Source organism: Stenotrophomonas sp. Sm2128, assembly GCF_030985535.1.
In the GTDB taxonomy this organism is placed as follows: domain Bacteria; phylum Pseudomonadota; class Gammaproteobacteria; order Xanthomonadales; family Xanthomonadaceae; genus Stenotrophomonas; species Stenotrophomonas maltophilia.
In genome coordinates, this window is record NZ_JAPTFQ010000075.1 from 1 (window position 1) to 23,548 (window position 23,548).

General features: G+C 68.1%; 18 protein-coding genes. 12 read left to right on the top strand and 6 right to left on the bottom strand.

Annotated elements, in window-relative coordinates; all coding sequences use genetic code 11:
• The first annotated feature begins 40 nt into the window (after nucleotides 1–40).
• The gene (mnmG, locus tag O0K41_RS18070; RefSeq protein ID WP_049403682.1) at nucleotides 41–1,930 is read left to right on the top strand and encodes a tRNA uridine-5-carboxymethylaminomethyl(34) synthesis enzyme MnmG; all 1,890 of its coding nucleotides are present in this window, start codon (nucleotides 41–43) and stop codon (nucleotides 1,928–1,930) included.
• 195 nt (nucleotides 1,931–2,125) lie between these two features.
• Here mnmG and smeC read toward each other — a convergent pair whose 3' ends face one another.
• The 3 genes from smeC to smeA are packed head-to-tail and all read right to left on the bottom strand — an operon-like array spanning nucleotide 2,126 to nucleotide 7,896.
• Nucleotides 2,126–3,541, bottom strand: a complete 1,416-nt coding sequence (gene smeC, locus O0K41_RS18075; protein WP_308304547.1) for a multidrug efflux transporter outer membrane subunit SmeC — start codon at nucleotides 3,539–3,541, stop codon at nucleotides 2,126–2,128.
• Nucleotides 3,538–6,687 (bottom strand): multidrug efflux RND transporter permease subunit SmeB, encoded by a 3,150-nt coding sequence (smeB, locus tag O0K41_RS18080; protein WP_164221659.1) that lies wholly within the window; start codon nucleotides 6,685–6,687, stop codon nucleotides 3,538–3,540. Before smeB ends, smeC begins: the two co-directional genes overlap by 4 nt.
• 12 nt (nucleotides 6,688–6,699) lie before the next feature.
• Nucleotides 6,700–7,896: a multidrug efflux RND transporter periplasmic adaptor subunit SmeA gene (smeA, locus tag O0K41_RS18085; RefSeq protein ID WP_049397692.1), complete on the bottom strand. Its 1,197-nt coding sequence runs from the start codon at nucleotides 7,894–7,896 to the stop codon at nucleotides 6,700–6,702.
• A gap of 118 nt (nucleotides 7,897–8,014) precedes the next feature.
• Between smeA and baeS the strand changes: the two genes are divergently transcribed.
• The 10 genes from baeS to O0K41_RS18135 all read left to right on the top strand — a co-directional run bounded on the left by baeS (nucleotide 8,015) and on the right by O0K41_RS18135 (nucleotide 18,602).
• Entirely contained in the window at nucleotides 8,015–9,418 is a 1,404-nt protein-coding gene (baeS, locus tag O0K41_RS18090) for a sensor histidine kinase efflux regulator BaeS (protein WP_164221661.1), read from the top strand.
• Complete coding sequence (locus tag O0K41_RS18095; RefSeq protein WP_005414809.1) at nucleotides 9,415–10,104, top strand: response regulator; 690 nt, start codon at nucleotides 9,415–9,417, stop codon at nucleotides 10,102–10,104. The genes baeS and O0K41_RS18095 overlap by 4 nt, the downstream gene beginning before the upstream one ends.
• A gap of 132 nt (nucleotides 10,105–10,236) precedes the next feature.
• On the top strand, nucleotides 10,237–11,058 hold the full coding sequence (locus O0K41_RS18100) for a nucleotidyltransferase domain-containing protein (protein ID WP_005411529.1): 822 nt from the start codon (nucleotides 10,237–10,239) through the stop codon (nucleotides 11,056–11,058).
• A 140-nt stretch (nucleotides 11,059–11,198) separates the two neighbouring features.
• Nucleotides 11,199–11,729 carry a gamma carbonic anhydrase family protein gene (locus tag O0K41_RS18105; RefSeq protein WP_005411530.1) on the top strand — a complete coding sequence of 177 codons (531 nt, stop codon included), beginning with the start codon at nucleotides 11,199–11,201 and terminating at the stop codon, nucleotides 11,727–11,729.
• Nucleotides 11,730–11,852: 123 nt separating this feature from the next.
• On the top strand, nucleotides 11,853–12,542 hold the full coding sequence (locus tag O0K41_RS18110) for an RDD family protein (protein ID WP_005414811.1): 690 nt from the start codon (nucleotides 11,853–11,855) through the stop codon (nucleotides 12,540–12,542).
• Entirely contained in the window at nucleotides 12,539–13,531 is a 993-nt protein-coding gene (locus O0K41_RS18115; RefSeq protein ID WP_164221663.1) for a stage II sporulation protein M, read from the top strand. Before O0K41_RS18110 ends, O0K41_RS18115 begins: the two co-directional genes overlap by 4 nt.
• Nucleotides 13,521–15,143, top strand: coding sequence for a DUF4129 domain-containing protein (locus O0K41_RS18120; protein WP_164221666.1), 1,623 nt, complete (start codon nucleotides 13,521–13,523; stop codon nucleotides 15,141–15,143). The genes O0K41_RS18115 and O0K41_RS18120 overlap by 11 nt, the downstream gene beginning before the upstream one ends.
• Nucleotides 15,140–16,324, top strand: coding sequence for a DUF4350 domain-containing protein (locus O0K41_RS18125; RefSeq protein WP_049451266.1), 1,185 nt, complete (start codon nucleotides 15,140–15,142; stop codon nucleotides 16,322–16,324). Before O0K41_RS18120 ends, O0K41_RS18125 begins: the two co-directional genes overlap by 4 nt.
• On the top strand, nucleotides 16,321–17,307 hold the full coding sequence (locus O0K41_RS18130) for a MoxR family ATPase (RefSeq protein WP_005411535.1): 987 nt from the start codon (nucleotides 16,321–16,323) through the stop codon (nucleotides 17,305–17,307). Before O0K41_RS18125 ends, O0K41_RS18130 begins: the two co-directional genes overlap by 4 nt.
• Complete coding sequence (locus O0K41_RS18135; RefSeq protein WP_049451267.1) at nucleotides 17,304–18,602, top strand: DUF58 domain-containing protein; 1,299 nt, start codon at nucleotides 17,304–17,306, stop codon at nucleotides 18,600–18,602. The genes O0K41_RS18130 and O0K41_RS18135 overlap by 4 nt, the downstream gene beginning before the upstream one ends.
• Before the next feature lie 151 nt (nucleotides 18,603–18,753).
• Here O0K41_RS18135 and O0K41_RS18140 read toward each other — a convergent pair whose 3' ends face one another.
• From O0K41_RS18140 to O0K41_RS18150, 3 genes are read right to left on the bottom strand one after another with little or no spacing between them, the layout of a single operon-like run.
• The gene (locus tag O0K41_RS18140; protein WP_049451268.1) at nucleotides 18,754–19,401 is read right to left on the bottom strand and encodes a hypothetical protein; all 648 of its coding nucleotides are present in this window, start codon (nucleotides 19,399–19,401) and stop codon (nucleotides 18,754–18,756) included.
• Nucleotides 19,401–20,579 carry a glutathionylspermidine synthase family protein gene (locus O0K41_RS18145; protein ID WP_308304548.1) on the bottom strand — a complete coding sequence of 393 codons (1,179 nt, stop codon included), beginning with the start codon at nucleotides 20,577–20,579 and terminating at the stop codon, nucleotides 19,401–19,403. The genes O0K41_RS18140 and O0K41_RS18145 overlap by 1 nt, the downstream gene beginning before the upstream one ends.
• Nucleotides 20,580–20,586: 7 nt before the next feature.
• Nucleotides 20,587–21,159: a DUF1190 domain-containing protein gene (locus O0K41_RS18150; RefSeq protein ID WP_005411539.1), complete on the bottom strand. Its 573-nt coding sequence runs from the start codon at nucleotides 21,157–21,159 to the stop codon at nucleotides 20,587–20,589.
• Nucleotides 21,160–21,616: 457 nt separating this feature from the next.
• Here O0K41_RS18150 and ilvD point away from each other — a divergent pair, with 457 nt between their 5' ends.
• Nucleotides 21,617–23,455, top strand: coding sequence for a dihydroxy-acid dehydratase (ilvD, locus tag O0K41_RS18155; RefSeq protein ID WP_065183892.1), 1,839 nt, complete (start codon nucleotides 21,617–21,619; stop codon nucleotides 23,453–23,455).
• Nucleotides 23,456–23,548 lie beyond the last annotated feature (93 nt).

Sequence of the window (23,548 nt, forward strand, 5' to 3'; positions counted from 1 at the left end):
CCGGTGCGGGCCGCGCCCGCCCCCAGCTGAACAGCCTCCCATGAACCCGTCCTTCCATCGTTACGACGTCATCGTCATCGGCGGTGGCCACGCTGGCACCGAAGCCGCGCTGGCCGCGGCCCGCACCGGCGTGCGCACCCTGCTGCTGACCCACAACATCGAAACGGTGGGCGCGATGAGCTGCAACCCGGCCATCGGCGGCATCGGCAAGGGCCACCTGGTCAAGGAAATCGACGCCCTGGGCGGTGCGATGGCGCATGCCGCCGACCGCGCCGGCATCCAGTGGCGCACGCTCAACGCCTCCAAGGGCCCGGCCGTGCGCGCCACCCGCTGCCAGGCCGACCGCAACCTGTACCGCATGGCGATCCGCGCCATCGTCGAAGGCCAGGCCAACCTGACCGTGTTCCAGGCCGCGGTCGATGACCTGGTCATCGAAGGCGACGCCGTGCGCGGGGTCATCACCCAGACCGGCCTGCGTTTCGACGCCGGGGCCGTGGTGCTGACGGCCGGTACCTTCCTCGCCGGCAAGATCCATGTGGGCCCGACCCAGTACGCCGCCGGCCGCATGGGCGACCCGCCGGCCACCACGCTGGCCGCGCGCCTGCGCGAGCGCCCGTTCCAGGTGGACCGCCTGAAGACCGGCACGCCGCCGCGCATCGACGGCCGCTCGCTGGACTACAGCGTGATGGACGAGCAGCCCGGCGATTCGCCGCGCCCGGTGATGTCCTTCCTCGGCTCGGTGGACGAGCATCCGCAGCAGGTCAGCTGCTGGATCACCCACACCACCGAACAGACCCACCAGATCATCCGCGACGCCCTGCACCGCTCGCCGCTGTACAGCGGCCAGATCGAAGGCATCGGCCCGCGCTACTGCCCGTCCATCGAGGACAAGGTGGTGCGCTTCGCCGAAAAGGCCAGCCACCAGATCTTTGTCGAACCCGAAGGCCTGGGCATCGTCGAGATCTACCCCAACGGCATCTCCACCTCGCTGCCGTTCGACGTGCAGCTGGAGATGGTGCGCAGCATCCGCGGCTTCGAGAACGCGCACATCACCCGCCCCGGCTACGCGATCGAGTACGACTTCTTCGACCCACGCGGGCTGAAGGCCTCGCTGGAAACCAAGCTGGTCAACGGCCTGTTCTTCGCTGGCCAGATCAACGGCACCACCGGCTATGAAGAAGCCGCCGCGCAGGGCCTGTTGGCCGGCCTCAACGCTGCACGCCAGGTGCGCGGGCTGGACGGCTGGTGCCCACGCCGCGACGAAGCCTACCTGGGCGTGCTGGTGGATGACCTGATCACCCACGGCACCAACGAGCCCTACCGCATGTTCACCAGCCGCGCCGAGTACCGCCTGCAGCTGCGCGAGGACAATGCCGACCAGCGCCTGACCCCCGCCGGCCGCGAAATGGGCCTGGTGGATGACCATCGCTGGAGCGCGTTCGAAACCAAGCAGGCCGCCGTCGCCGCCGAGCGCGCGCGCCTGGGCGCACTGTGGGCGACCCCGGCCAATGCACTGGGCCGCGAGGTACAGGACACGCTGGGCGTGGCGGTCAGCCGCGAAACCAATGTGCTGGACCTGATCAAGCGCCCCGAGCTGGATTACGCGCAGCTGATGCAGGTGCCGTCGTTGGGCCCGGCCGTGGCCGACGCCAAGGTGGCCGAGCAGGTGGAGATCGGCGTGAAGTACGCCGGCTACCTGGATCGCCAGCGCGAGGAGATCGAGCGGCAGCAGCGGCACGAAGCCACGCCGATCGCTGAAGCCTTCGATTATGCGACGGTACGCGGGCTGTCGGCCGAAGCGCTGCAGAAGCTGGAGCGCGTGCGCCCGCAGACCATCGGCCAGGCGCAGCGCATCCCGGGCATGACCCCGGCAGCGATCTCGCTGCTGCTGGTGCATCTGGAGCGGGCGCGCCGCGGCCGCGTGGCATAAGCGGTCGCACCTGCTTCTGGTGGGGGCCGACCTGGGTCGGCACATGAGTCTGCCTTGGTGGGTGCCGACCTGGGTCGGCACATGAGTCTGCCTTGGTGGGTGCCGACCTTGGTCGGCACATGAATCTGCCCTGGTGGGTGCCGACCAAGGTCGGCACCTACCGGAGCGTAAGGCACACCCACATTGGCGGGCGCGTTACCGCGCGTCGGCGCCACCACCCAGCACCTTGAACAACGTCACCCGGTTGCCCGCCTCCTGCTGCTGCAGGGCGATCAGGTCCTGCTGCGCGGCATACAGGCTGCGCTGCGCATCCAACGACTGCAGGTAGCCATCCAGTCCGGTGCGGTAGCGCGCATCGGCCAAGGTGTAGCTGCGCTGGCTGGCGGCCACCAACGCGCGTTGCGCATCGATCTGCGCGGCCAGGTGATCACGCGTGGCCAGCGCATCGGCCACTTCGCTGAAGGCCTGCTGGATCGCCTTCTCGTACTGCGCGATGCCGATGTCCTTGCCGATCTTCGAGGCATCCAGCGACGCCTTCAGTGCGCCGGCATGGAAGATCGGCGCGGTGATGCTGGGCACGAACGACCAGCCACGGGTGCCGGCCGAGAACAGCGTCGACAACGCGGTGGAGCTGTGCCCGTAGTTGGCAGTCAACGTCAGCGTCGGGAAGAATGCAGCGCGCGCGGCACCGATATCGGCGTTGGCTGCCTGCAACGCATGCTCAGCGGACAGCACGTCCGGGCGCTGCAGCAACACGCTGGAGGGCAGGTTGGCGGGCAGCGGTGCCAGCGCGACGCTGCCTTCCAGCACCTGCGCGGTTGGCAGCAGGGCCGGATCCAGCGGTGCCCCCACCAACAGCTGCAATGCATCGCAATCCTGCGCCTGCTGGGCCTGCAGCTTCGCCAGCGCACCGCGCGCGGCTTCCACGCTGGTCTGCACCTGCGACAGGTCCAGGCCCGAGGCCAGCCCCTGTGCATGGCGGGCCTCGGTGCGCTGAAGGGTCTGCTGCTGGCTGTCCAGCGTCTGTTGCGTGAATGCCAGCGACTGCTCGTCGGCCGCCAGCGCCAGCCACGCCGTCGCCACTTCAGCCACCAGGCTGGTGCGCGCAGCGCGCTGGTTCTCGGCGCTGGCCAGCCAGTTCTGCAGCGCCTCGTTCTTCAAGCTGCGGATACGCCCGATCAGGTCCAGCTCCCAGCTACTGATGCCCACCTGCACGGCATCGGATTCGGTCACCTGGGTGACGCCGGTCTCGCTGTTGGCATCGCTCACCCGCGAACGGGTGACACTGCCGCTGGCATCTACCGACGGCAGCAGTGCCGCGCGCTGGATGCGGTACTGCGCGCGCTCCTTCTCCACCTGCAGCACCGCCACGCGCAGGTCGCGGTTGTTCTGCAGCGCCAGCGCGATGACCTGCTGCAGGCGCGGTTCCAGGAACACGTCGCGCCAGGCCGGCATCGCCAGTGCCGGCTCGGCCTCGCCGGTGCCGGCATTGCCGAACTGTGCCGGCACCGGCGCCTCGGGCCGCTGGTAGTGCGGGGCCATGCTCACGCAGCCGCCCAGCACGGCGGTCATCGTTGCGGCCGCCAGGGCGCGCAGCAGCATCGGCTTCATGGGCTTGTCTCCGGGACAGTGGCGTCGGCCGGCGCGCGGCCCGGGAACAGGCGGCGCACCAGCAGGTAGAACAACGGCACGAAGAACATGCCCAGCACCATCGAGGCCACCGTACCACCGGCCACGCCGGTACCCAGCGAACGGCGCGCAGCCGAACCGGCGCCGGTAGCAAATACCAGCGGCAACACACCCATCAGGAACGCCAGCGAAGTCATCACGATCGGCCGCAGCCGCAGGTAGACCGCCTGCAGGATTGCGTCGCGGGTACTCCTGCCCTGCTGTTCGAGGATGCGCGCGAACTCGACGATCAGGATGCCGTTCTTCGCTGCCAGACCATTCGTGGTCAGCAGGCCGACCTGGAAGTACACGTCGTTGTTGAGGCCACGCAGGTTCATCATCAGCACCGCACCGAACACGCCCACCGGCACCGCCAGCATCACCGCAAACGGCACCGCCCAGCTTTCATACAGCGCGGCCAGGCACAGGAACACGAACAGCAGCGAGATGGCATACAGCATCGGCGCCTGGTTGCCCGACAGCTGTTCCTGGTAGGCCATGTCCGACCAGGCGTGACTGAAGCCTTCCGGCAGCGTGTCGGCCAGGCGCGCGATCTCGGCCATCGCCTCGCCGGAGCTGACGCCCGGTGCCGGCTGGCCGGTGATTTCCATCGCCGAGATGCCGTTGTAGCGCTGCAGTGCGGCCGGCGCACTGGTCCAATGCGTGCTGATCAACGACGACAGCGGCACCATCTGCCCGGCCTGGTTGCGCACGCTCCAGCGCTCGATGTCCTGCGGCTGCATGCGTGCTTCGGCGGTGCCCTGGATGAACACCTTCTTGATGCGGCCCTTGTAGATGAAGTTGTTGACGAAGTCGCCGCCCAACGCCGCGTTCAAGGTGTCATTGACGTCCTGCGGGTTCACGCCCATCGCCTGCACCTTGGCGTCGTCCACCTTCACGGCGTATACCGGCGCGTCTTCCAGGCTGGCGTAGCGCACGTTGACCAGCTTCGGGTCCTTGGCGGCTTCCTTCAGCAGCGTGTTGCGCGCGGCCACGGCGGCGGCATGGCCGGCACCGCCTTCGTCCTGCAGTTCCAGGGTGAAACCGCCCGCATCGCCGAGGCCAAGGATGGCGGGTGGCGAGGTGATGAACACCTGCGCATCGGGCACGCTGGCCATCGCCCGCGTCAACCGTGCGGCGATGGTATCGGCATCTTCCTTGCGGTCATCCCAGTCCTTCAGCCGGATGAAGGCCTGGCCGACGTTCTGGCCGCTGCCGGTAACACTGAAACCGGCGGTGGCCTGGATCGAGAGCACGCCGTCGTCCTTCACCGCGACGGCACTCAGACGATCCATCACCGCCCGCGTCTGCTCCAGCGTGGAACCGGCCGGCAGCTTCACCAGCGCATTGAGCATGCCCTGGTCTTCATCGGGCAGGAACGCGCCCGGCAGGTGCCACAGCAACAGGCCGGTGGCCACGCTCAGCACCAGGTAGAACAGCACGCCCAGCGAGCGGCGGCCGAGGAAACGATCCACGCGGTGACGCAAGCCGTTGGAGGTGCGCTCGAAGCGGTGGTTGAACCAGATGAAGAACTTGCCCAGCAGGCTCGGCTCGCCACCGTGGTCGCCATGCGGATGGCCGCCCTTGGGAATCGGGTGCAGGATGCTGCCACACAGTGCCGGGGTGATGGTCATCGCCACCAGCACCGACAGGATCATCGCGGCGGCGATCGTCACCGAGAACTGGCGATAGATCACCCCGGTTACACCGCTGAAGAACGCCATCGGCAGGAACACCGCGGTCAGCACCAGCACGATGCCGACCAGCGCGCCGGTGATCTGGCCCATCGCCTTCAGCGTGGCCGGCTTCGGCGCCAGCCCTTCGAAGGTCATCACCCGCTCTACGTTCTCCACCACCACGATGGCATCGTCCACCAGCAGGCCGATGGCCAGCACCAGTGCGAACATGGTCAGGGTGTTGATCGAATACCCGAATGCAGCCAGCACGCCGAACGTGCCCAGCAGCACCACCGGCACCGCGATGGTCGGGATCAGCGTGGCGCGCCAGTTCTGCAGGAACAGGTACATCACCAGCACCACCAGGATGATCGCTTCGATCAGGGTGATCACCACTTCCTTCAGCGAAATGGTCACGAACGGCGTGGTGGTGAAGGCCACGTGGGCGGTGTAGCCATGCGGCCAGTACTTCTGCAGCTGCTGAAGCCGTGCATCGATGGCCTTGGAGACGGCGATCGCGTTGGCACCGGCATTGAGTTCAATGCCCAGCGACGCCGACGGCTTGCCATTGAAGGTGCTGATGCTGTCGTAGCTTTCCGGCCCGAGGCCGATCTTCGCCACGTCGCCCAGACGCACCACGCTGCCGTTGGCATCGGCCTTGAGCACCACCTGCGCGAACTGCTCGGGCGTGTGCAGGCGGCTGCGCGCGGTTACCGTGGCGTCGAGCTGCTGGCCCTTCAGCGCCGGCTGGCCACCCAGCTCACCGGCGGAGACATCGGTGTTCTGTGCCTGCAGTGCGGTCTCGATGTCCGAGGGCATCAGCGCGTACTGGCGCATCTTCTCCGGATCCAGCCAGATGCGCATGGCGTATTCCTGGCCGATCGGCTGGATGTTGCCGACACCGCTGACGCGGCTGATCTGGTCATCGATGCGCGCTTCCATGAAGTTGGCGACATCGAAGTTGTCCATGCTGCCGTCTTCGCTGGTGAACGACAGCACCTCGAAGATCGAACCACTGGACTTGGTGATGGTCAGGCCGTTCTGCTGCACCGCCTGCGGCAGCGTGGCCATGGCGGCCTGCAGCTGGTTCTGCACCTGCACCTGCGCGGTATCCGGATTGGTACCGGTGGCGAACACCAGGTTGACCTGCGCCGAGCCGTCGGAGGCACTGGTCGAGGTCATGTACATCAGGTGATCGAGGCTTTGCTGGGACTGCTCGATGACCTGGGTGACCGCGTTTTCCACGGTCTGCGACGAGGCGCCGGTGTAGGTGGCGCGGATGGTGATGGTGGGCGGGGCGATCTGCGGGTAGCGGTCCACCGGCAGGATCAGGATCGCGAGCAGGCCGAGCAGGCTGACCGCGATGGCGATCACCCAGGCGAAGATCGGCCGGTCGATGAAGAAACGAACCATGTGGGCCAGGCCTCAGTGCGACTTTTCGTCGGTGTTGCCGTTCGGATCGACCGCCGGCATCGCCGCCAACTGCGCCGTCGTGGCCGCCACCGCTTTCACCTGCTGGCCGAGCGATACCGCGCTGCCGTTGCTGACGATCACCCGTTCGCCAGCCTTGAGGCCGCTGGTGATCTGCCACTGGTTACCGACCACCTGGCCGGTGCTGACGCGGCGCTCGACCACATGATCCTTGGCGTCGAGCAGGCGCAGCAGCGGTTCGCCGCGCTCGTTGCGCACCACCGCCTTCTGCGGCACCAGCAGGGCACGCGCGTCGGTGGCCATCGGCAGCACCGCCTTCAGGTACATGCCCGGCAACAGCAGGCCGTCCGGGTTCGGAATGACCGCGCGCAGCTTCACGTTGCCGGTGCCCGGATCCACTGCGCTGCCGACGAACTCCAACGTGCCTTCATGCGCGTAGGTGCTGCCGTCCTCCAGCAGCACCTTTACCTGTGCCTTGCCATCGATGGCCTTCACCAGGCCCGCATCGAGCTGCTTGCGCAGCGCCAGCATCTGCGTGCTGGACTGGGTGACATCCAGGTACACCGGGTCCAGCCGCTGGATGGTGGTCAGTGCCGTATCCTGGCCGGCCGCGACCAGCGCGCCGGCGGTGACGCTGGAGGTGCCGATGCGGCCGTCGATGGGCGCGGTCACCCGGGTGTAGTCGAGGTTGATGCGGGCAGCCTGCAATGCAGCGCGCGCGGCAATCACGTTGGCCTGCGCCTGCTTCAACGCCGAGGTGGCATCGTCGGCGTCCTGCTTGCTGGCTGCATCCATGCTCACCAGCGCGCGGGTGCGCTCGGCCTTCGGCTGTGCCGACAACACGGTGGCCTCGGCCTGCGCCAGCTGCCCGCGGGCGGTATCGAAGGCCGCCTGGTACGGTGCCGGGTCGACCTGGTACAGCAGCTGCCCTGCCTTGACCTGCTGGCCTTCGGTGAACAACCGCTGGCGGATCAGGCCGCCGACCTGCGGCCGCACCTCGGAGATCTCGAACGGCACGGCACGGCCGGGCAAGGTCTGCTGGAGTGCCAGCGGCTGCGCGCTGGCGATGATGACGCCCACTTCGGGCATGGCCGGGGCATCGGTCCTGCCCGCCGAACAGGCCGCCAGGGCCAGCAGCAGGGGCAACAGCAGGGGACGCGGGGAACGGGACAGCGGGCGCAGGAAGGACATGGGGGGGCGTGGGGGCCTTGCGTTGACCCGTGCACGCTGCCGTGAAACTGTGCAGAGAATATGGAGATTGTGCGACGGGCTCAGCTGGCGCTTGCTTTCGGCGCCGCATGCGCCGCTAATGGCCTTCGCGATGGCGAAGTTCCAACTCAAATTCGGCCTGACCGCGAAGACCTTCCTCGCGATCTTCACCGCCTGCCTGCTGGTGCTGGCAGTGAACGGTATTGCCAGCCGCGTGGCCTTCCAGACCGGCTTCCTGGACTACCTCAACGACCAGGGCGACCTGCGCATGCAGCGGCTGATGCCACACCTGCAGCGCGAGTACCGCGAGCACGGTGGCTGGGAGCATCTGCACGGTGATGGCGACCGCTGGGCGCGGCTGCTGCGCCCGGACCTGGCCCATGGGCACGAAGGACCGGTGCCGTCGCTGTCCGACCAGACCGGCGTGCCGTCGCGCCTGGGCCTGTTCGACGCGCAGCACCGTTTCGTGGCCGGCAACCCCGACGCCACCAGCGATGACGAGCCGCATGCGGTGCAGGTGGACGGGCAGACCGTCGGTTGGCTGGGCATGGTGCCGTTCCAGACCGTCATCGCCACCAACGACCTGAATTTCTACAACACCCAGGTGCGCGCCTGGTGGGTGATCGGCATCGCGCTACTGCTGGTGACGGTACTGCTGGCCTGGCTGGTATCGCGTGCGCTGCGCCAGCGCCTTGCCAAGCTGGCCGCTGCCACCCACCGGTTGGCCGCCGGTGACTACGCCACCCGCATCGAGCGCACCAGTGACGATGAGCTGGACGCGCTGGTCAACGACTTCAACCGGATGGCGCAGGCGCTGGACGATACCGAACGCAACCGCCGCGCCTTCATTGCCGACATCTCGCATGAGCTGCGCACGCCATTGGCAGTGGTGCGCGCCGAGCTGGAGGCGATCGAAGATGGCATCCGTCCGCTGGACCGGGCCAACCTGGTGGGCCTGCAGGGCGAGATCCGCCAGCTGGGCAAGCTGATCGACGACCTGCACGACCTGTCGATGACCCAGTCCGGCGGCCTGGCGTACCGCTTCGCGCCACTGGACCTGGTGGCGCTGCTGCGCAGCGAACTCAATGGCATGCGCGTGCGCTTCGCCAATGCAGGCCTGGCGTTGGAAGAAGACCTGCCCACCACGCCGTTGCAGGTGTCCGGTGACGAGCGGCGCCTGCAGCAGGTGCTGGCCAACCTGCTGGAAAACGCACTGCGCTACACCCATGCCGGTGGCCGCGTACGCGTGCAGGCAGCGCGCGTGCCTGCCGGCGTGCAGCTGGTCGTGGAAGACACCGCGCCGGGCGTTCCGGCCGACAAGTGTGCACTGCTGTTCGAACGCTTCTACCGCGTGGAAAGTTCGCGCAACCGCGCCAGTGGCGGCAGCGGGCTGGGCCTGGCCATCAGCCACAACATCATCCTCGCCCACCACGGCGTCATCCACGCCGCGCCCTCGCCGCTGGGCGGGCTGCGCGTGGTCATCACCCTGCCGGAGCCTGCATGAGCACGTCGCCCGCCACGTCCACGAAGATCCTGATCGTCGAGGACGAGCCACGCCTGGCCTCGGTACTGCGCGACTACCTGGCCGCCGCCGGCATGGCCAGCGAGTGGGTGGACGACGGTGGCCAGGTGATCGACGCATTCGCGCGCTACCAGCCCGACCTGGTGCTGCTGGACCTGATGCTGCCGCAGCGCGACGGCGTGGACCTGTGCCGCGAACTGCGTGCCAGCAGCGATGTACCGGTCATCATGGTCACCGCAAGGGTGGAAGAGATCGACCGCCTGCTGGGGCTGGAGATCGGCGCCGACGACTACATCTGCAAGCCGTTCAGTCCGCGCGAAGTGGTCGCGCGGGTAATGGCGGTGCTGCGCCGCTACCGCCCGGACCCGGGTGCGCGCGCCAACGGTGGCCTGCACATCGACGAGCCGGCCGCACGCGCCACCTGGAACGGCAAGGGCCTGGACCTGACGCCGGTGGAGTACCGCCTGCTGCGCACGCTGCTGGCCACCCCAGGCCGGATCTGGGCGCGCGATGAACTGCTCGACCGGCTGTACCTGGACCATCGCGTGGTGGTCGACCGCACCGTCGACAGCCATGTGCGCAACCTGCGCCGCAAGCTGGCCGACGCCGGCATGGAAGGCGAGCCGATCCGTTCGGTGTACGGCATGGGCTACAGCTACGAGCCCTAGCCGGTAGTGCCGGCCGCTGGCCGGCAACCGCAGAATTCCAAGTGCGCCCGTGAGCTTGCCGGCCAGCGGCCGGCACTACAGGTGCGCACTTGCGTTACAGTCGAGCACGCTCGACATTACGAACACAACTGCATGGACGACATCCACCCGATCGCGCCGGACAAGCGCGCCGCCATCCTTTCCACCCTGGCTGACATCGAACAGCGCTACGACGTACGCGTGCTGCTGGCCTGCGAGTCGGGCAGCCGCGGCTGGGGCTTTTCCTCGCCCGACAGCGACTACGACGCGCGCTTCATCTACGTGCATCGCCAGCCTTGGTATCTCAGCGTCAACGAGAGCACCGGTCCCGGCGAAGCGCAGCGCGATGTGATCGAACTGCCGATCGACGATGAGCTCGACGTGAGCGGCTGGGACCTGCGCAAGGCACTGCGACTGGTTTCAAAATCCAATCCGACCCTGATCGAGTGGCTGCGCTCGCCGATCGTCTACCAGCAGGATCAGGCGGCGGTGTCACAGTTGTGGGAAGCAGCGAAAGCGTTCCATTCACCGCTGGGCACCTGGTGGCACTACTTCAACATGGCGCGCTCGAACCATCGCGGCTACCTGCGTGGCGAAACGGTGCGCACCAAGAAGTACCTGTACGTGCTGCGCCCACTGCTGGCCTGCCAGTGGATAGAGCACGAACAGACACCCCCGCCGATGGCCTTCGAGGATCTGCTGGACCGGCTGCTGCCAGACGGTGCGGTGCGTGAAGTCATCGATGCCCTGCTGGCGGTCAAGCGGGCCAGCGCCGAGGTCGCCGCCGGGCCGCGCATTGCGGCGATCAGCGACTACATCGATCGTGAACTGGCCATCCGGACTGCGCAGGCGCCACAGCTGCCCGCCGGACGAGGTGATGCTGCGTGGCTGGATGAGCTGTTCCGGCAGATGCTGGCCGAGCACGCGCCTGCGTGAAGAGCCGCACCTGCCTCTGGTAGTGCCGGCCGCTGGCCGGCAACCACGGAAATCCAGGCGTGCCGCGCGGTTGCCGGCCAGCGGCCGGCACTACCACACGGGTATCATCGTCGCGAACGCCCTGATTTCCGGAGACCCCGATGAACCCGCTGCGCCCCTTCCGCGACAAGATGCCCATCCTCGGCGAGCGCGTGTACATCGACCCGTCGTGCACGATCATCGGCGACGTGGAACTGGGCGACGACGTGTCGGTGTGGCCGGGCACGGTCATCCGCGGTGACGTCAATTACGTACGCATCGGTGCACGCACCAACGTGCAGGACGGCACCATCATCCACGTCAGCCACCACAGCCCGTACAACAAGGCCGGCTACCCGACCCTGATCGGCGAAGGCGTGACCGTCGGCCACGGCTGCATCATCCACGCCTGCACGATCGGCGATTACAGCCTGATCGGCATGGGCGCCTGCATCCTCGACGGTGCCCGCGTGGAGCGCCATGGCTTCGTCGGCGCCGGTGCGGTGATCGGCCCCGGCAAGGTGGTGGGCGAAGGCGAGCTGTGGGTCGGCAACCCTGCCCGGCCGGCACGCACGCTGAGCGACAAGGAGATCGAGTCGCTGCACTACTCGGCCGACCACTACGTGCGGCTGAAGGACGAATACCGGGGCTGAGCAGCCAACGCTGCCGCGCGGCTCTGCTAAAGTCTGGGCCCGACCAGGACCTGTCGAGACCCCCATGCCTGTGGTTGCCAGCCGGAGAGGACTCCGGCGCCCACAACGAAGGCCACCGCGCTGATGGCCGCACCGATGCTCGATACCTACCGTGAGGTGGTGACGCCGGAGGGTGTGCTGCTTCAGTTGCCGGTAGCCGGACCGCTGCCGCGGGCCATGGCCTGGCTGGTCGATCTTGGCGTGCGCATCGCGGTACTGGTGCTGATGGCGATTCCGCTGGCGGTGCTGGACGAATTCGGCTCCGGCCTCAACCTGGTGCTGATGTTCCTGGTCTACTGGGTCTACCCGATCGTGTGCGAGGCGCTGTGGGGCCGTACCCTGGGCAAGCGCGCGCTGGGCCTGCGCGTGCTGTCCCGCGATGGCGCGCCCGTGGGCTGGATGGCGGCGATCACCCGCAACCTGCTGCGCACGGTGGACATGCTGCCGTTCGGCTATGCACTGGGCCTGGTCAGCAGCCTGTTCGATCCGCACGGCCGCCGCCTCGGCGACCTGGTGGCCGGCACCGTGGTGGTGCACGCGCCTGTGCTGTACCTGCCGCCGCCACCTACCATCGACAGCGTGCTGGCCCCGCCGCAGCCACTGCGGCCGGAGGAACAGGCCGCGCTGATGGCCTTCGCCGAGCGCGCGCCACGGCTGTCGGCGGCACGCCAGCAGGAGCTGGCCGGCATTGCCGAGCCCCTGACCGGTACCCACGGCCAGGTCGCCGTGCTGCGCCTGTACGCCATGGCCAACTGGCTGCTGGGGCGGCGATGAAACAGGAACAGTTCGTCGCCCGCTACCAGCAGGAATGGCAGGAGCTGGAACAGTGGCTGCTGCTGCGTGCCGGCGCCTCGCGCCGCGCGCGCCGCAAGGCCAGCGGCCTGGCACTGGACGATACCGCCGTCCCGCAGCGCTACCGGCGCCTGTGCCAGCAGCTGGCGCTGGCCCGCGAGCGCGGTTACAGCCCGCAGCTGGTCCAGCGCCTGCAGCAGCTGATGCAGCAGGGCCACAGCGTGCTGTACCGCACACGGCCGACGCGCTGGCGCGCCGCGCTGGAATTCCTGGTGGCCGACTTCCCGCTGCTCGTGCGCAGCCAGGCACGCAGCATGTGGGTGGCGCTGGCGATGTTCGCGCTGCCGGCAATCGCCTGCTTCGTGCTTGTACAGGTCTACCCGGACCTGATCCACACGTTGATGGACAACCGCCAGATCGCCGCGATGGAGCGCATGTACGACCCTGCCGCCGAACGACTGGGCCGCGACAGCGGTACCGACTGGATGATGTTCGGCCACTACATCCTCAACAACATCAGCATTGCCCTGCGCACCTTCGCCAGCGGCCTGCTGGCCGGGCTGGGTACGCTGCTGGTGCTGCTGTTCAACGGCGTCACCATCGGCGCGGTGGCCGGCCACCTGCAGCACATCGGGCACGGTGGACCATTCTGGCGCTTCGTGGCCGGCCACGGCGCGTTCGAGCTGACCGCGATCGTGATCGCCGGCGGTGCCGGCCTGCAGCTGGGCATGAAGCTGCTGGCACCGGGTCGGCGCAGCCGCCTGGACGCGCTGGTCGACGGTGGCCGCATCGGTGCGCGGCTGTGCCTGGGCGTGGCGTTCATGCTGCTGGTCGCAGCCTTCATCGAAGCGTTCTGGTCGTCGATCGCCGAAGTTCCCGCATGGACCAAGTTCGGCGTCGCCGGAGTGTTCTGGGCCGGCGTGCTGCTGTGGCTGTGGCGTGGCGGGCGTGGAGGCGGTCATGCGCATTGACCGTCTGGACGTGGTGCTGCGTGCACGCAGCGGCTGGGAAGCGATGGAGCTGGGCAGTGCCCTCGCCCGCCGCCATGCGCGCGCCGTGTGGGGCAGCTGGCTGCTGGCCAGTGCTCCGTTGTTCGTGATCTTCAACGCGCTGGGATGGTGGCTGGATGCCTTCGGCTGGGCCTGGCTGGCGATGTGGTGGTGCAAGCCACTGTTCGAGCGTGCGCCGCTGTATGTGCTGTCGCGCGGCATCTTCGGCGAACCGGTCAGCACACTTTCGGCCCTGCGTGCGCAGCGCCACTGGGGCAACACTGGTTCCTGGGGCTACCTGGGCTGGCGTCGCTTCAGCGTGCTGCGCAGCCTGTGCCTGCCGGTGAACCTGCTGGAAGGCAACGCACCGGGTCAGCGCGGTCCACGCCGCCGTGCGGTGGCTGCCGGCGCCGCAGGTTCGACGACAGTGCTGACCGTGACCTGCATGGCGTTCGAAGCGGTGCTGGTATCTGGTGCCATCGGTGCAGTGTTCATGTTCATGCCACTGGACCTGATGTCCGAATCCTGGCGTGCGACGTGGGACATGATCGGCAAAGACACGCCGGCATGGGCACGCTTCGGTTTCAATCTGGCCTGCTGGCTGGCCTCGGCGCTGATCGGCCCGTTCTTCGTCGGTGCGGGCTTTGGCCTGTACTTGAACCGGCGTACGCAGATGGAAGCCTGGGACGTCGAAATCGCCCTGCGCCGCCTGCGCGATCGCCTGCTGCCGGCGGCATCGACGCTGGCGCTGCTGCTGTGCCTGGCACTGCCACTGGTCTCCGCCCCGGTGCACGCGCAGGACGCAGATGCCGAGCCCGAACGTGCCATGGGCAAGCCCAACGACCATGGCATCGACGCCGAGGAAGGCAACGAAGCATCGACCATCGACCCGGCCGACACGCCGGCAACGATCTTCGGTGGCACGCCGGTGGACACCGCCGGTTTCCGTCAAGCGGTTAACCGCGCCTATGAGGACCCGCTGCAGCGCCCGACCCGCGAGGTCACCCGCTGGAAGCCGATCGAGCAGGCCGAGGAAAAAAAGAAGGAAGACAAGCAGCTGCAGCGTGACACCAACAGCAAAGGTGAACGCAAAGCGCGCAAGGACGGCATCGCCTGGCTGGCACGGCTGGCCGAATGGGGCCTGTGGGGCCTGCTCGGCATCCTGCTGCTGGTGCTGCTGCTGACCGCGCGGCTGTGGCTGCCATGGCTGCGTGGCAGTGGCCGGCGCAAGGCCGACGCTGCACCGAAGGTGCTGGAGGAACAGGTGGAGTTGCCGGTGGTGCTGCCGCCGGACGTGGCCACCCAGGCTGGCCTGCTCTGGGACCAGGGCCGGCCGCGGCAGGCGCTGGCCCTGCTGTACCGCGCCAGTGTGCGTACGGTGGGCGAGCGCAGCGGTATCGCGCTTCCACCCGGTGCTACCGAAGCGCAATGCCTGCGCGCGTCGCGACGCATGCCCGAGGCCAGCGACCGTGACCTGTTCGCGCGCATCGTGCGCATGTGGCAGTACGCCGCCTACGGTGGCCGCCTGCCCAGCCGCGCCGATTTCGATGCATTGGCCGATACCCTGTGCCAGCAGTACGGGTGGCAGGCATGAGTCCGCGCCTGTTCTGGTCGCTGCTGCTCGGTGCATTGGTGCTGTTCGGTGTACCGCTGACCATCCTCTACCTGCGCACGCACGAACGGGTGACCGAGACGATCCGGCTGCCGCCACAGGGCGAAGCCGCCTACAACCCGCTGTACGTACTCGGCCAGGCCCTGCGCGCCGATGGCATTGACGTGCACTCGCGGCCACGGCTGGAACTGCAGCAGATGGCACTGGGGCCGAACGATACGGTGGTGCTGCTGCAGGACAGCAGCGAACTGCCGCCGCCCGTTGCCAGCGCGCTGCTGGACTGGGTCGACGGTGGCGGCCACCTGCTGGTACGTACACCGCCGCCGGCCGAGGACGATGCCGGCAGCACGCAGGGCCCCTTGCTGGACCGGCTGGGCGTGGACAGCCTGTTCCAGCGCAGCGACTGCCAGCCGTTCCATGTCGACGACGATCCTGGCCACGTCGAATTCTGCGGTGGCCGCCGCTTCACCCTGGGTTTTGCCGCCAGTGCGCAGGCCGAACGTCGCTGGGGCACGGATCGCGACCTGGTGTTCGCGCGCCTGCGCCATGGCCAGGGCAAGGTGAGCGTGCTGGCCGACATGGAGTTCATGCGCAGCGAGGTGGACTCACCGGCGGCGCGCCTGGCCTCCGCAGGGGGCAAGGCCAGCGACGGCCTGCACGACGCGTCGCATCGCGACCTGACCCGCTATCTGCTTGATCCGAACTACGGCAAGGGTGCGGTCTGGCTGGTCTATGCCAGCCGCCCGCCGTCGCTGTGGTCGCGCATGTTCTATCAGGGTTGGCCGCTGTGGGCACCGTTGCTGCTGGCCCTGCTGGGTTGGCTGTGGGGCCGCTCGCAGCGCTTCGGCAGCCTGCTGCCGTCGCCGGTTCTGGAACGCCGTTCGCTGCTGGAGCACGTGCGCGCCAGTGGTGATCTGCTGCTGCGTTTCGGCCACGGCGCGCGCCTGTACGAGGCCGTACTCGCCCTGTTCCTGCACCGCCTGCGCCTGCGCGCACCGGTTGCCGCCGCACTCGATGGCGCGCCGCGCGATCAGGCCATCGCCGAGCTGCTGAAGTGGCCGCAAGGCCGCGTTGCCAGCGCGCTCACGCCCCCTCCGCCGCACGATTCCTCCGCCCTGCGCGAGCGCATCCGCTTGCTGCTCCAGATGAGATCCCTGCTATGACCGAAGTCCCCGAGCTGCCGGCGGCCGCCAACGCCCGCCTGATCGAACGCGTCGATGCCATCCGCGATGCCGTCGGCCACGCCTTCATCGGCCAGGCTGATGTGCTGGACCAGATCCTGGTGGCCCTGCTGGCCGGTGGCCACGTGCTGATCGAGGGCGTGCCCGGGCTGGGCAAGACCCTGCTGGTGCGCGCGCTGGCACAGGCCCTGGAACTGGATTACGGCCGCGTGCAGTTCACCCCCGACCTGATGCCCAGCGACGTCAGCGGCCACGCGGTGTACGACCCGAAGAGCGAGAGCTTCAAGATCCGTCGCGGCCCGGTGTTCACCAACCTGCTGCTGGCCGACGAGATCAACCGCGCACCGGCCAAGACCCAGTCGGCGCTGCTGGAAGTGATGCAGGAAGGCCAGGTGACCATCGAAGGCAAGGCCTTCACCCTGGCGCCGCCGTTCATGGCGCTGGCCACGCAGAACCCGCTGGAGCAGGAAGGCACCTACCCGCTGCCGGAAGCACAGCTGGACCGCTTCCTGTTGAAGGTGCTGATCGACTACCCGCAGCTGGAGGACGAGAAGCGCATGGTGACCGCGATCACCAGCGGCCGCGCCGCCAGCGATTTCGACCTGAGCCAGGTGCCGCGCGTGCTCGGTGCCGGCGAACTGCTGGAACTGCAGCGCGCCACGGCGGCGATCACCGTCGATGACGAAGTGATCGACTACGCGGTGCGGATTGTGGCGGCCACGAGGCAGTGGCCGGGTATCGCGGTCGGCGCTGGCCCGCGTGGCAGCATCGCGCTGGTACGTGCCTCGCGCGCGCAGGCGGTGTTGGCCGGCCGTGACTTCGTCACCCCCGACGACGTGCGCGACATCGCGCGCCCCGCGCTGCGCCATCGCATCGCGCTGGCACCGGAACTGCAGATCGAAGGCCAGGACGCCGACGACGTGCTGGGTGCACTGCTGGCCAAGGTGGAAGCACCGCGCCGATGAGGCCGGCCCCGCTGCTGCTGGCGCTGCTGCTGGCCTGGGCCGCCCTGGGTGGCCTGGTGCTGGGCGGCCTGCTGCCGCGCTGGAGCTGGGCGCTGGCCGCGGTGGCGATTGCCGTGCCAGCGTTGATGGATCTGTGGCGGCAGACGCGGCGTCCATCGCCGCAGATCCAGCGTGAGCTGCCCGAAGCGCTGGCACTGGGCGTGCGCCGCGAGGCTGCACTGCGGCTGCAGGCGGACGCATCGATGACGGTGCAGGTGTTCGACCTGGTCCCCGGCGGCTGGCCGCTGGAGTCGCTGCCGCAGCGCGTGCGCCTGAAGGCCGGCAGCGCCTCCACCCTGCACTACCACCTGCAGCCGCTGCAGCGCGGGCGCTTCCGCTTCGAAGGCGTTCACCTGCGCATGCGCTCGCCGTGGCGGCTGTGGTGGCAGCAACGCACGCTGCCTCCCGCGCTGGACGTGCGGGTCTATCCGAACTTCGTGCCGCTTACCCGGTTTGCGTTGTTCAGTGCCGACCAGGCCTCGCGGCTGGTCGGCGCACACGTGAAGCGCCGCCGTGGTGAAGGCACCGACTTCCACCAGATGCGCGAGTACCGCATCGGCGACAGCCTGCGCCAGCTGGACTGGAAGGCCACCGCGCGTGCGCGCAAGCTGGTCTCGCGCGAGTACCAGGACGAGAAGAACCAGCAGCTGCTGCTGATGCTCGACAGTGGCCGCCGCATGCTGGCCAGCGAAGGCGGGCTCTCGCACTTCGATCATGCATTGAATGCCTCGCTGGTGGTGGCCTACCTGGCGCTGCGCCAGGGCGATGCTGCCGGCCTGTTCGCTGCCGGTGGCGAACGCCGCTGGGTGGCACCGCAGCGTGGCATGGGCACGGTCGAGCACCTGCTGCGTGCCAGCTACGACCTGCAGCCGCGCGCGGTGGCCACCGACTACCTGGCCGCCGCCACCGAAGTGTCGCTGCGCCAGCGCCGGCGCGCGCTGGTGATGCTGGTCAGCAACGTGCGCGACGAAGACATCGAGGATCTGCTGGCGGCGGTGCGCCTGCTGCAGAAACGCCACCTGGTGTGCGTGGCCAGCCTGCGCGAGCGCGAACTGGATGCTGTCCTCGATGATGAGGTGCAGTCGCTGGAGGACGCGGCACAGGCCGGTGCCGCGGCGCTGTACCTGCAGCAGCGCGCGAAAGCGCATGAGGCGCTGCGCAGCGAGAAGGTGATGGTGCTGGACGTGACCGCCGACGCCCTGCCCGGTGCACTGGTGGAGCGCTATCTGGCGGTGAAGCGCGAAGGGTTGCTCTGATACCAGGAGCGGTTGCCGGCCAGCGGCCGGCACTACCCCCTGTAACAACCGGTGCATCGCTCTGGTGGGTGCCAACCTTGGTTGGCACGAAACCCCCAGCGCCGACCAGGGTCGGCATCTACCAGCAACGGTTGCCGGCCAGCGGCCGGCACTACCCCTGCAGCAATCGCCGCTGCAATCGCTCCACCGCGCGCTGCAGCAGCACCCGGTTGCGGGCCAGCTTCATCCACTGCGGCAGGCGCGAGAACATGGATCGGTGATGGCCGCGGCTTTCGCGCAATGTCGCGCTCGCGTACTCGTGCAATGCGTGCAGATGTTCAGCGTTATAGGCCCAGAGCAGGCCTGCGCGGGTCGGTTCGACCAGGCACAGCGGCAATCCGAAGTGCGGATCGGCAGGCTCGGCATCACGCAACGGACGCACCGAGACCGAAACATCGGTACTACGATCACATTGCGCACATCGAGCAGCGAAGGACGCCGGTGCAGGAACGCCAGCGGGAACCCGACGACGCACGTGCAGCCACTGATGCCCACAGAATCCACAGGGTTGGCGGCCCAGCATGTACACCGCACCGACCCAGTCACCACTGTCCAGTGCAGAACTGCAGCCGGTGCAGCGGAATCGCGCGGTCCACCGGTAGGGTTCCCAGCTGGCGACCACCCAGCCGGGGGTGTCGCAGCGATGGCAACGCACCGCGACGCGGTCCGCGAAGGCCTGCAGGCTGCGCCCGTCATCGAAGTGCCGGCCAGGCACGGGCGAAGAACGCCCATGCCGGCCAGGCCAACGCCGCACCGCCATCAGACGTAGATCCGCGTCGGCGCCTCGTCAACGATCGCATGCGGCACGAAGCGCGCACTGTCACGGGTGATCGCGCTGTCGTCTTCGCGGATGCCGATGCCGCAGGCGTGGTCACCCACCACCCAGCTGCCGATCAGCGGATAGCCGCCTTCGAAGCGGGTGAGCGGATGGGCGCGCTGGATGATCGCCGGGCCATCGTAGGGACCGTCGCTGCGCTGGGTGCTGTCATCGGCCAGATGCATCTCGATGTTCGCGCCTTCGCGCGAGAACAGCGGCTTGCGCACCCAGCCCGACGCCAGCGTGCTGCCGTCATCGAAATGCGCTTCCAGCAGGTTCGGATGGCCCACGTTGCGCTGCCACAGCAGCGGCAGGATGCCCTTGTTGCTCAACACCGCCTTCCACGCCGGCTCCAGCAGCTGCACGCCCGAGCCGGGCAGCGCGCGGCCGAATTCCTCGGCCATCAGGTCTTCCAGCGGGTACAGCTTGAACAGCGTGCCGATCACCGAATCGTCCAGCGCGGTGAAGCGGCCGTCCTCGGACAGGCCAATGTCCTCGATGGCGATGGCCTGGCCATGCAGGCCGGCCTGCGAGGCGCAGTCGCGCAGGTAGTCGACGGTGCCGCGGTCTTCTTCGGAACTGCCCACCGCGCTGAAATACAGCGGCGGTGGCAGCTGCGTGGCCAGTTCGCCGAAACGCTCGACCAGCGCTTCGTGGATCGCGTTGAACTGGTCGGCGTGCTGCGGCAGGCGACCGGCGTTGCGCTGGTCTTCCAGCCACTGCCATTGGAAGAAGCTGGCCTCGAACAGCGAGGTCGGCGTGTCGTAGTTCAGTTCGTACAGCTTGGCCGGGCCAGTACCGTCGTAGGCCAGGTCCAGGCGACCGTACAGATGCGGCTGGCGCTGGCGCCAGCTGTCGGCGATCCAGTCGCGGTAATGCGGCGGAATCGCCAGCTGGTCCATCAAGCGTTCGCTGGCGATGACATCGCCGACCAGGTCCAGCGCCATCTGGTGCAGCTCGGCGCTGGGGTCTTCGATGTCCTGCTCGATCTGGCGCAGGGTGAACGCGTAGTACACGCTTTCGTCCCAGTAGGGCTGGCCGTCGATGGTGTGGAAGCGGAAACCCGCCTCTTCCGCGCGCGCCCGCCATTGGGCACGCTCGGCAATCCGGATGCGCTGCATGGGTCGATCAGCCGCCGTAGCTGCCGCTGCTGCTGCGGCGCGCGCTGGTGTTGCCGAAGCCACCACGGCTGGCAGTGACCGCACGGTTCGGTTCGCTGGTGACCGGGGCGAGGCCGGCCTTGCCCGCGCCGATGCCGCTGGCGGTGTTCAGGCCACCAGTGCCACCCGGTGCCGGGCGCGCCCAACCCGCATTCTTGTCCTGGTAGGCCGGCGCCGATGCCGGTGCCTGCGGTGCCAGGCCTCCGCGGTTGCTCAGCATCTGCGACATGAAGAAGCCCATCATCATCGGGCCGATGAACGAGGTACCGGCCGAGGTGTGCTGCTGCACGCACTGCTCCGGCTTGTAGTCCTTCTCGCAGGCTTCCCTGCTGGCGTACTTCGGCGCCGCATCGGCGGCCTGCTTCTGCGCTTCGGCGAAGGCATTGCGGCACGACGACGGATCGCCGGTGGCCTCGGTGCAGGCCTCGACCGAGGTGTACAGGCCTTCCTGCACCTTCACCTCCGGCTCCTTCTGGCAGGCGGTGAACAGCAGCGGCGCGGCGCTCATCAGCAGCAGCGCGGTGGTGCGGGAACGTTTCATGGCCTCATGCCCTGTCGACGGATCAATGCCCCAATGATGCCAAATCCGGGCCAGCAACCGGAATCGGCAAAGTCCGAAAGATGAACGGACTTTCATTTTCGTCGTTCCAATCAGCAATCGGGGGTCAGAGCCCGTCGCGCAGCAAAGGGATCCGACCCCGTCAGATCGCAGGAAACTGTCGAAGGCGGGGTGGGTCCGGTTGCGGGGGCGTGAGCGCCATGGATGGCGCGACCGAGGCTACATGGACGTACTTGCGCCGTCCCCCGCAGCCGGACCCACCCCGCCATCCCACGGATAGCCCAGCTGTTGCTGTTGAGGTTGCCGGCCAGCGGCCGGCACTACCCCGGGTGCAGGGCGCAGCCCTGCCGCTCTCTCCCCGGTGGTTGCAGCAGCAACCGAAAAAATTGGCCATGATCGGCTGACCCCCACGTCGTACGGCCCGCCCGTTCCGCCAGCCATGCCCGAATACCGTTCCCGCACCTCCACCGCCGGCCGCAACATGGCCGGCGCCCGCGCGCTGTGGCGTGCCACCGGCATGAAGGACGGCGACTTCCACAAGCCGATCATCGCCATCGCCAACTCCTTCACCCAGTTCGTGCCCGGCCACGTGCACCTGAAGGACCTCGGCCAGCTGGTCGCGCGCGAGATCGAGCAGGTCGGCGGCGTCGCCAAGGAATTCAACACCATCGCCGTGGACGACGGCATCGCGATGGGCCACGACGGCATGCTGTATTCGCTGCCCAGCCGCGAGATCATCGCCGACGCCGTGGAGTACATGGTCAACGCGCACTGTGCCGACGCGCTGGTGTGCATCAGCAACTGCGACAAGATCACCCCCGGCATGCTGATGGCCGCGCTGCGCCTCAACATCCCGGTGGTGTTCGTTTCCGGCGGACCGATGGAAGCGGGCAAGACCAAGCTGTCCGAGCACAAGCTGGACCTGGTCGATGCGATGGTGGTGGCTGCCGATGACAGCGCTTCCGACGAGAAGGTGGCAGCGTTCGAACGCAGCGCCTGCCCCACCTGCGGCTCCTGCTCGGGCATGTTCACCGCCAACTCGATGAACTGCCTGACCGAAGCACTGGGCCTGTCGCTGCCGGGCAACGGCACCACGCTGGCCACCCATGCCGACCGTGAGGCGCTGTTCCGCCGTGCCGGCCGCCTGATCGTCGAACTCTGCCATCGCTGGTATGGCGGCGAGGACCCGAGCGCGCTGCCGCGCGGCATCGCCACCCAGGCGGCGTTTGCCAATGCGATGACCCTGGACATCGCCATGGGCGGCTCCACCAACACCATCCTGCACCTGCTGGCCGCAGCGCAGGAAGCGGAGGTCGACTTCGACCTGACCCACATCGACGCGCTGTCGCGGCGCGTGCCGCAGCTGTGCAAGGTGGCGCCGAACACACCGAAGTACCACATCGAGGACGTGCACCGCGCCGGCGGTGTGTTCGGCATCCTCGGTGAACTGGACCGCGCCGGCCTGCTCGAAACCACGGTGCCGACCGTGCACAGCGCCAGCCTGGCCGAAGCACTGGAACGCTGGGACGTGGTGCGCAGTGACAACGACACCCTGCACACCTTCTTCAAGGCCGGCCCGGCCGGCATTCCCACCCAGGAGGCCTTCAGCCAGGCCACGCGCTGGCCGACGCTGGACGTAGACCGCGCCGAGGGCTGCATCCGCTCGCTGCAGCATGCGTATTCGCTGGAAGGCGGGCTGGCCGTGCTGCGCGGCAACCTGGCCGTGGATGGCTGCGTGGTGAAGACCGCCGGCGTGGACGAGTCGATCCATGTGTTCGAAGGCCCCGCGCGCGTCTATGAAAGCCAGGACGCCGCCGTCGCCGGCATCCTCGCCGACGAAGTGCAGCCGGGCGAGGTGGTGGTGATCCGCTACGAAGGCCCGAAGGGCGGCCCCGGCATGCAGGAAATGCTGTACCCGACCAGCTATCTGAAGTCGAAGGGGCTGGGCAAGCAGTGCGCACTGCTCACCGATGGCCGCTTCTCCGGCGGCACCTCGGGCCTGTCGATCGGCCATGTCTCGCCGGAAGCCGCCAGCGGGGGTGTCATCGGCCTGGTGGAAGATGGCGACCGCATCCGCATCGACATCCCTGCCCGCCGTATCGACCTGCTGCTGGACGAGGCCGTGCTGGCCCAGCGCCGCAGCGACGCCGATGCGCGTGGTTGGAAGCCGCGCGCACCGCGCCCACGCAAGGTCACCAGCGCGCTGAAGGCTTATGCACTGCTCGCCACCAGCGCCGACAAGGGTGCCGTACGCAACACCGCACTTCTGGGCGATTGACCGCCATACGGTAATGCCGGCCGCTGGCCGGCATCTGGGAAAAGGGGACGGAGGGAATTAAGTCGTTTGTGCCTAAAACGACTTAATTCCCTC

Coding starts and splice junctions, on each gene's coding strand:
- O0K41_RS18115 (WP_164221663.1), top strand. CDS start 12,539: ATGAAACAGGAACAGTTCGTCGCCCGCTACCAGCAGGAATGGCAGGAG.
- O0K41_RS18110 (WP_005414811.1), top strand. CDS start 11,853: ATGGCCGCACCGATGCTCGATACCTACCGTGAGGTGGTGACGCCGGAG.
- O0K41_RS18105 (WP_005411530.1), top strand. CDS start 11,199: ATGAACCCGCTGCGCCCCTTCCGCGACAAGATGCCCATCCTCGGCGAG.
- mnmG (WP_049403682.1), top strand. CDS start 41: ATGAACCCGTCCTTCCATCGTTACGACGTCATCGTCATCGGCGGTGGC.
- baeS (WP_164221661.1), top strand. CDS start 8,015: ATGGCCTTCGCGATGGCGAAGTTCCAACTCAAATTCGGCCTGACCGCG.
- O0K41_RS18100 (WP_005411529.1), top strand. CDS start 10,237: ATGGACGACATCCACCCGATCGCGCCGGACAAGCGCGCCGCCATCCTT.
- O0K41_RS18120 (WP_164221666.1), top strand. CDS start 13,521: ATGCGCATTGACCGTCTGGACGTGGTGCTGCGTGCACGCAGCGGCTGG.
- O0K41_RS18145 (WP_308304548.1), bottom strand. CDS start 20,579: ATGCAGCGCATCCGGATTGCCGAGCGTGCCCAATGGCGGGCGCGCGCG.
- smeC (WP_308304547.1), bottom strand. CDS start 3,541: ATGAAGCCGATGCTGCTGCGCGCCCTGGCGGCCGCAACGATGACCGCC.
- O0K41_RS18125 (WP_049451266.1), top strand. CDS start 15,140: ATGAGTCCGCGCCTGTTCTGGTCGCTGCTGCTCGGTGCATTGGTGCTG.
- O0K41_RS18150 (WP_005411539.1), bottom strand. CDS start 21,159: ATGAAACGTTCCCGCACCACCGCGCTGCTGCTGATGAGCGCCGCGCCG.
- O0K41_RS18130 (WP_005411535.1), top strand. CDS start 16,321: ATGACCGAAGTCCCCGAGCTGCCGGCGGCCGCCAACGCCCGCCTGATC.
- O0K41_RS18095 (WP_005414809.1), top strand. CDS start 9,415: ATGAGCACGTCGCCCGCCACGTCCACGAAGATCCTGATCGTCGAGGAC.
- smeB (WP_164221659.1), bottom strand. CDS start 6,687: ATGGTTCGTTTCTTCATCGACCGGCCGATCTTCGCCTGGGTGATCGCC.
- O0K41_RS18135 (WP_049451267.1), top strand. CDS start 17,304: ATGAGGCCGGCCCCGCTGCTGCTGGCGCTGCTGCTGGCCTGGGCCGCC.
- O0K41_RS18140 (WP_049451268.1), bottom strand. CDS start 19,401: ATGGCGGTGCGGCGTTGGCCTGGCCGGCATGGGCGTTCTTCGCCCGTG.
- ilvD (WP_065183892.1), top strand. CDS start 21,617: ATGCCCGAATACCGTTCCCGCACCTCCACCGCCGGCCGCAACATGGCC.
- smeA (WP_049397692.1), bottom strand. CDS start 7,896: ATGTCCTTCCTGCGCCCGCTGTCCCGTTCCCCGCGTCCCCTGCTGTTG.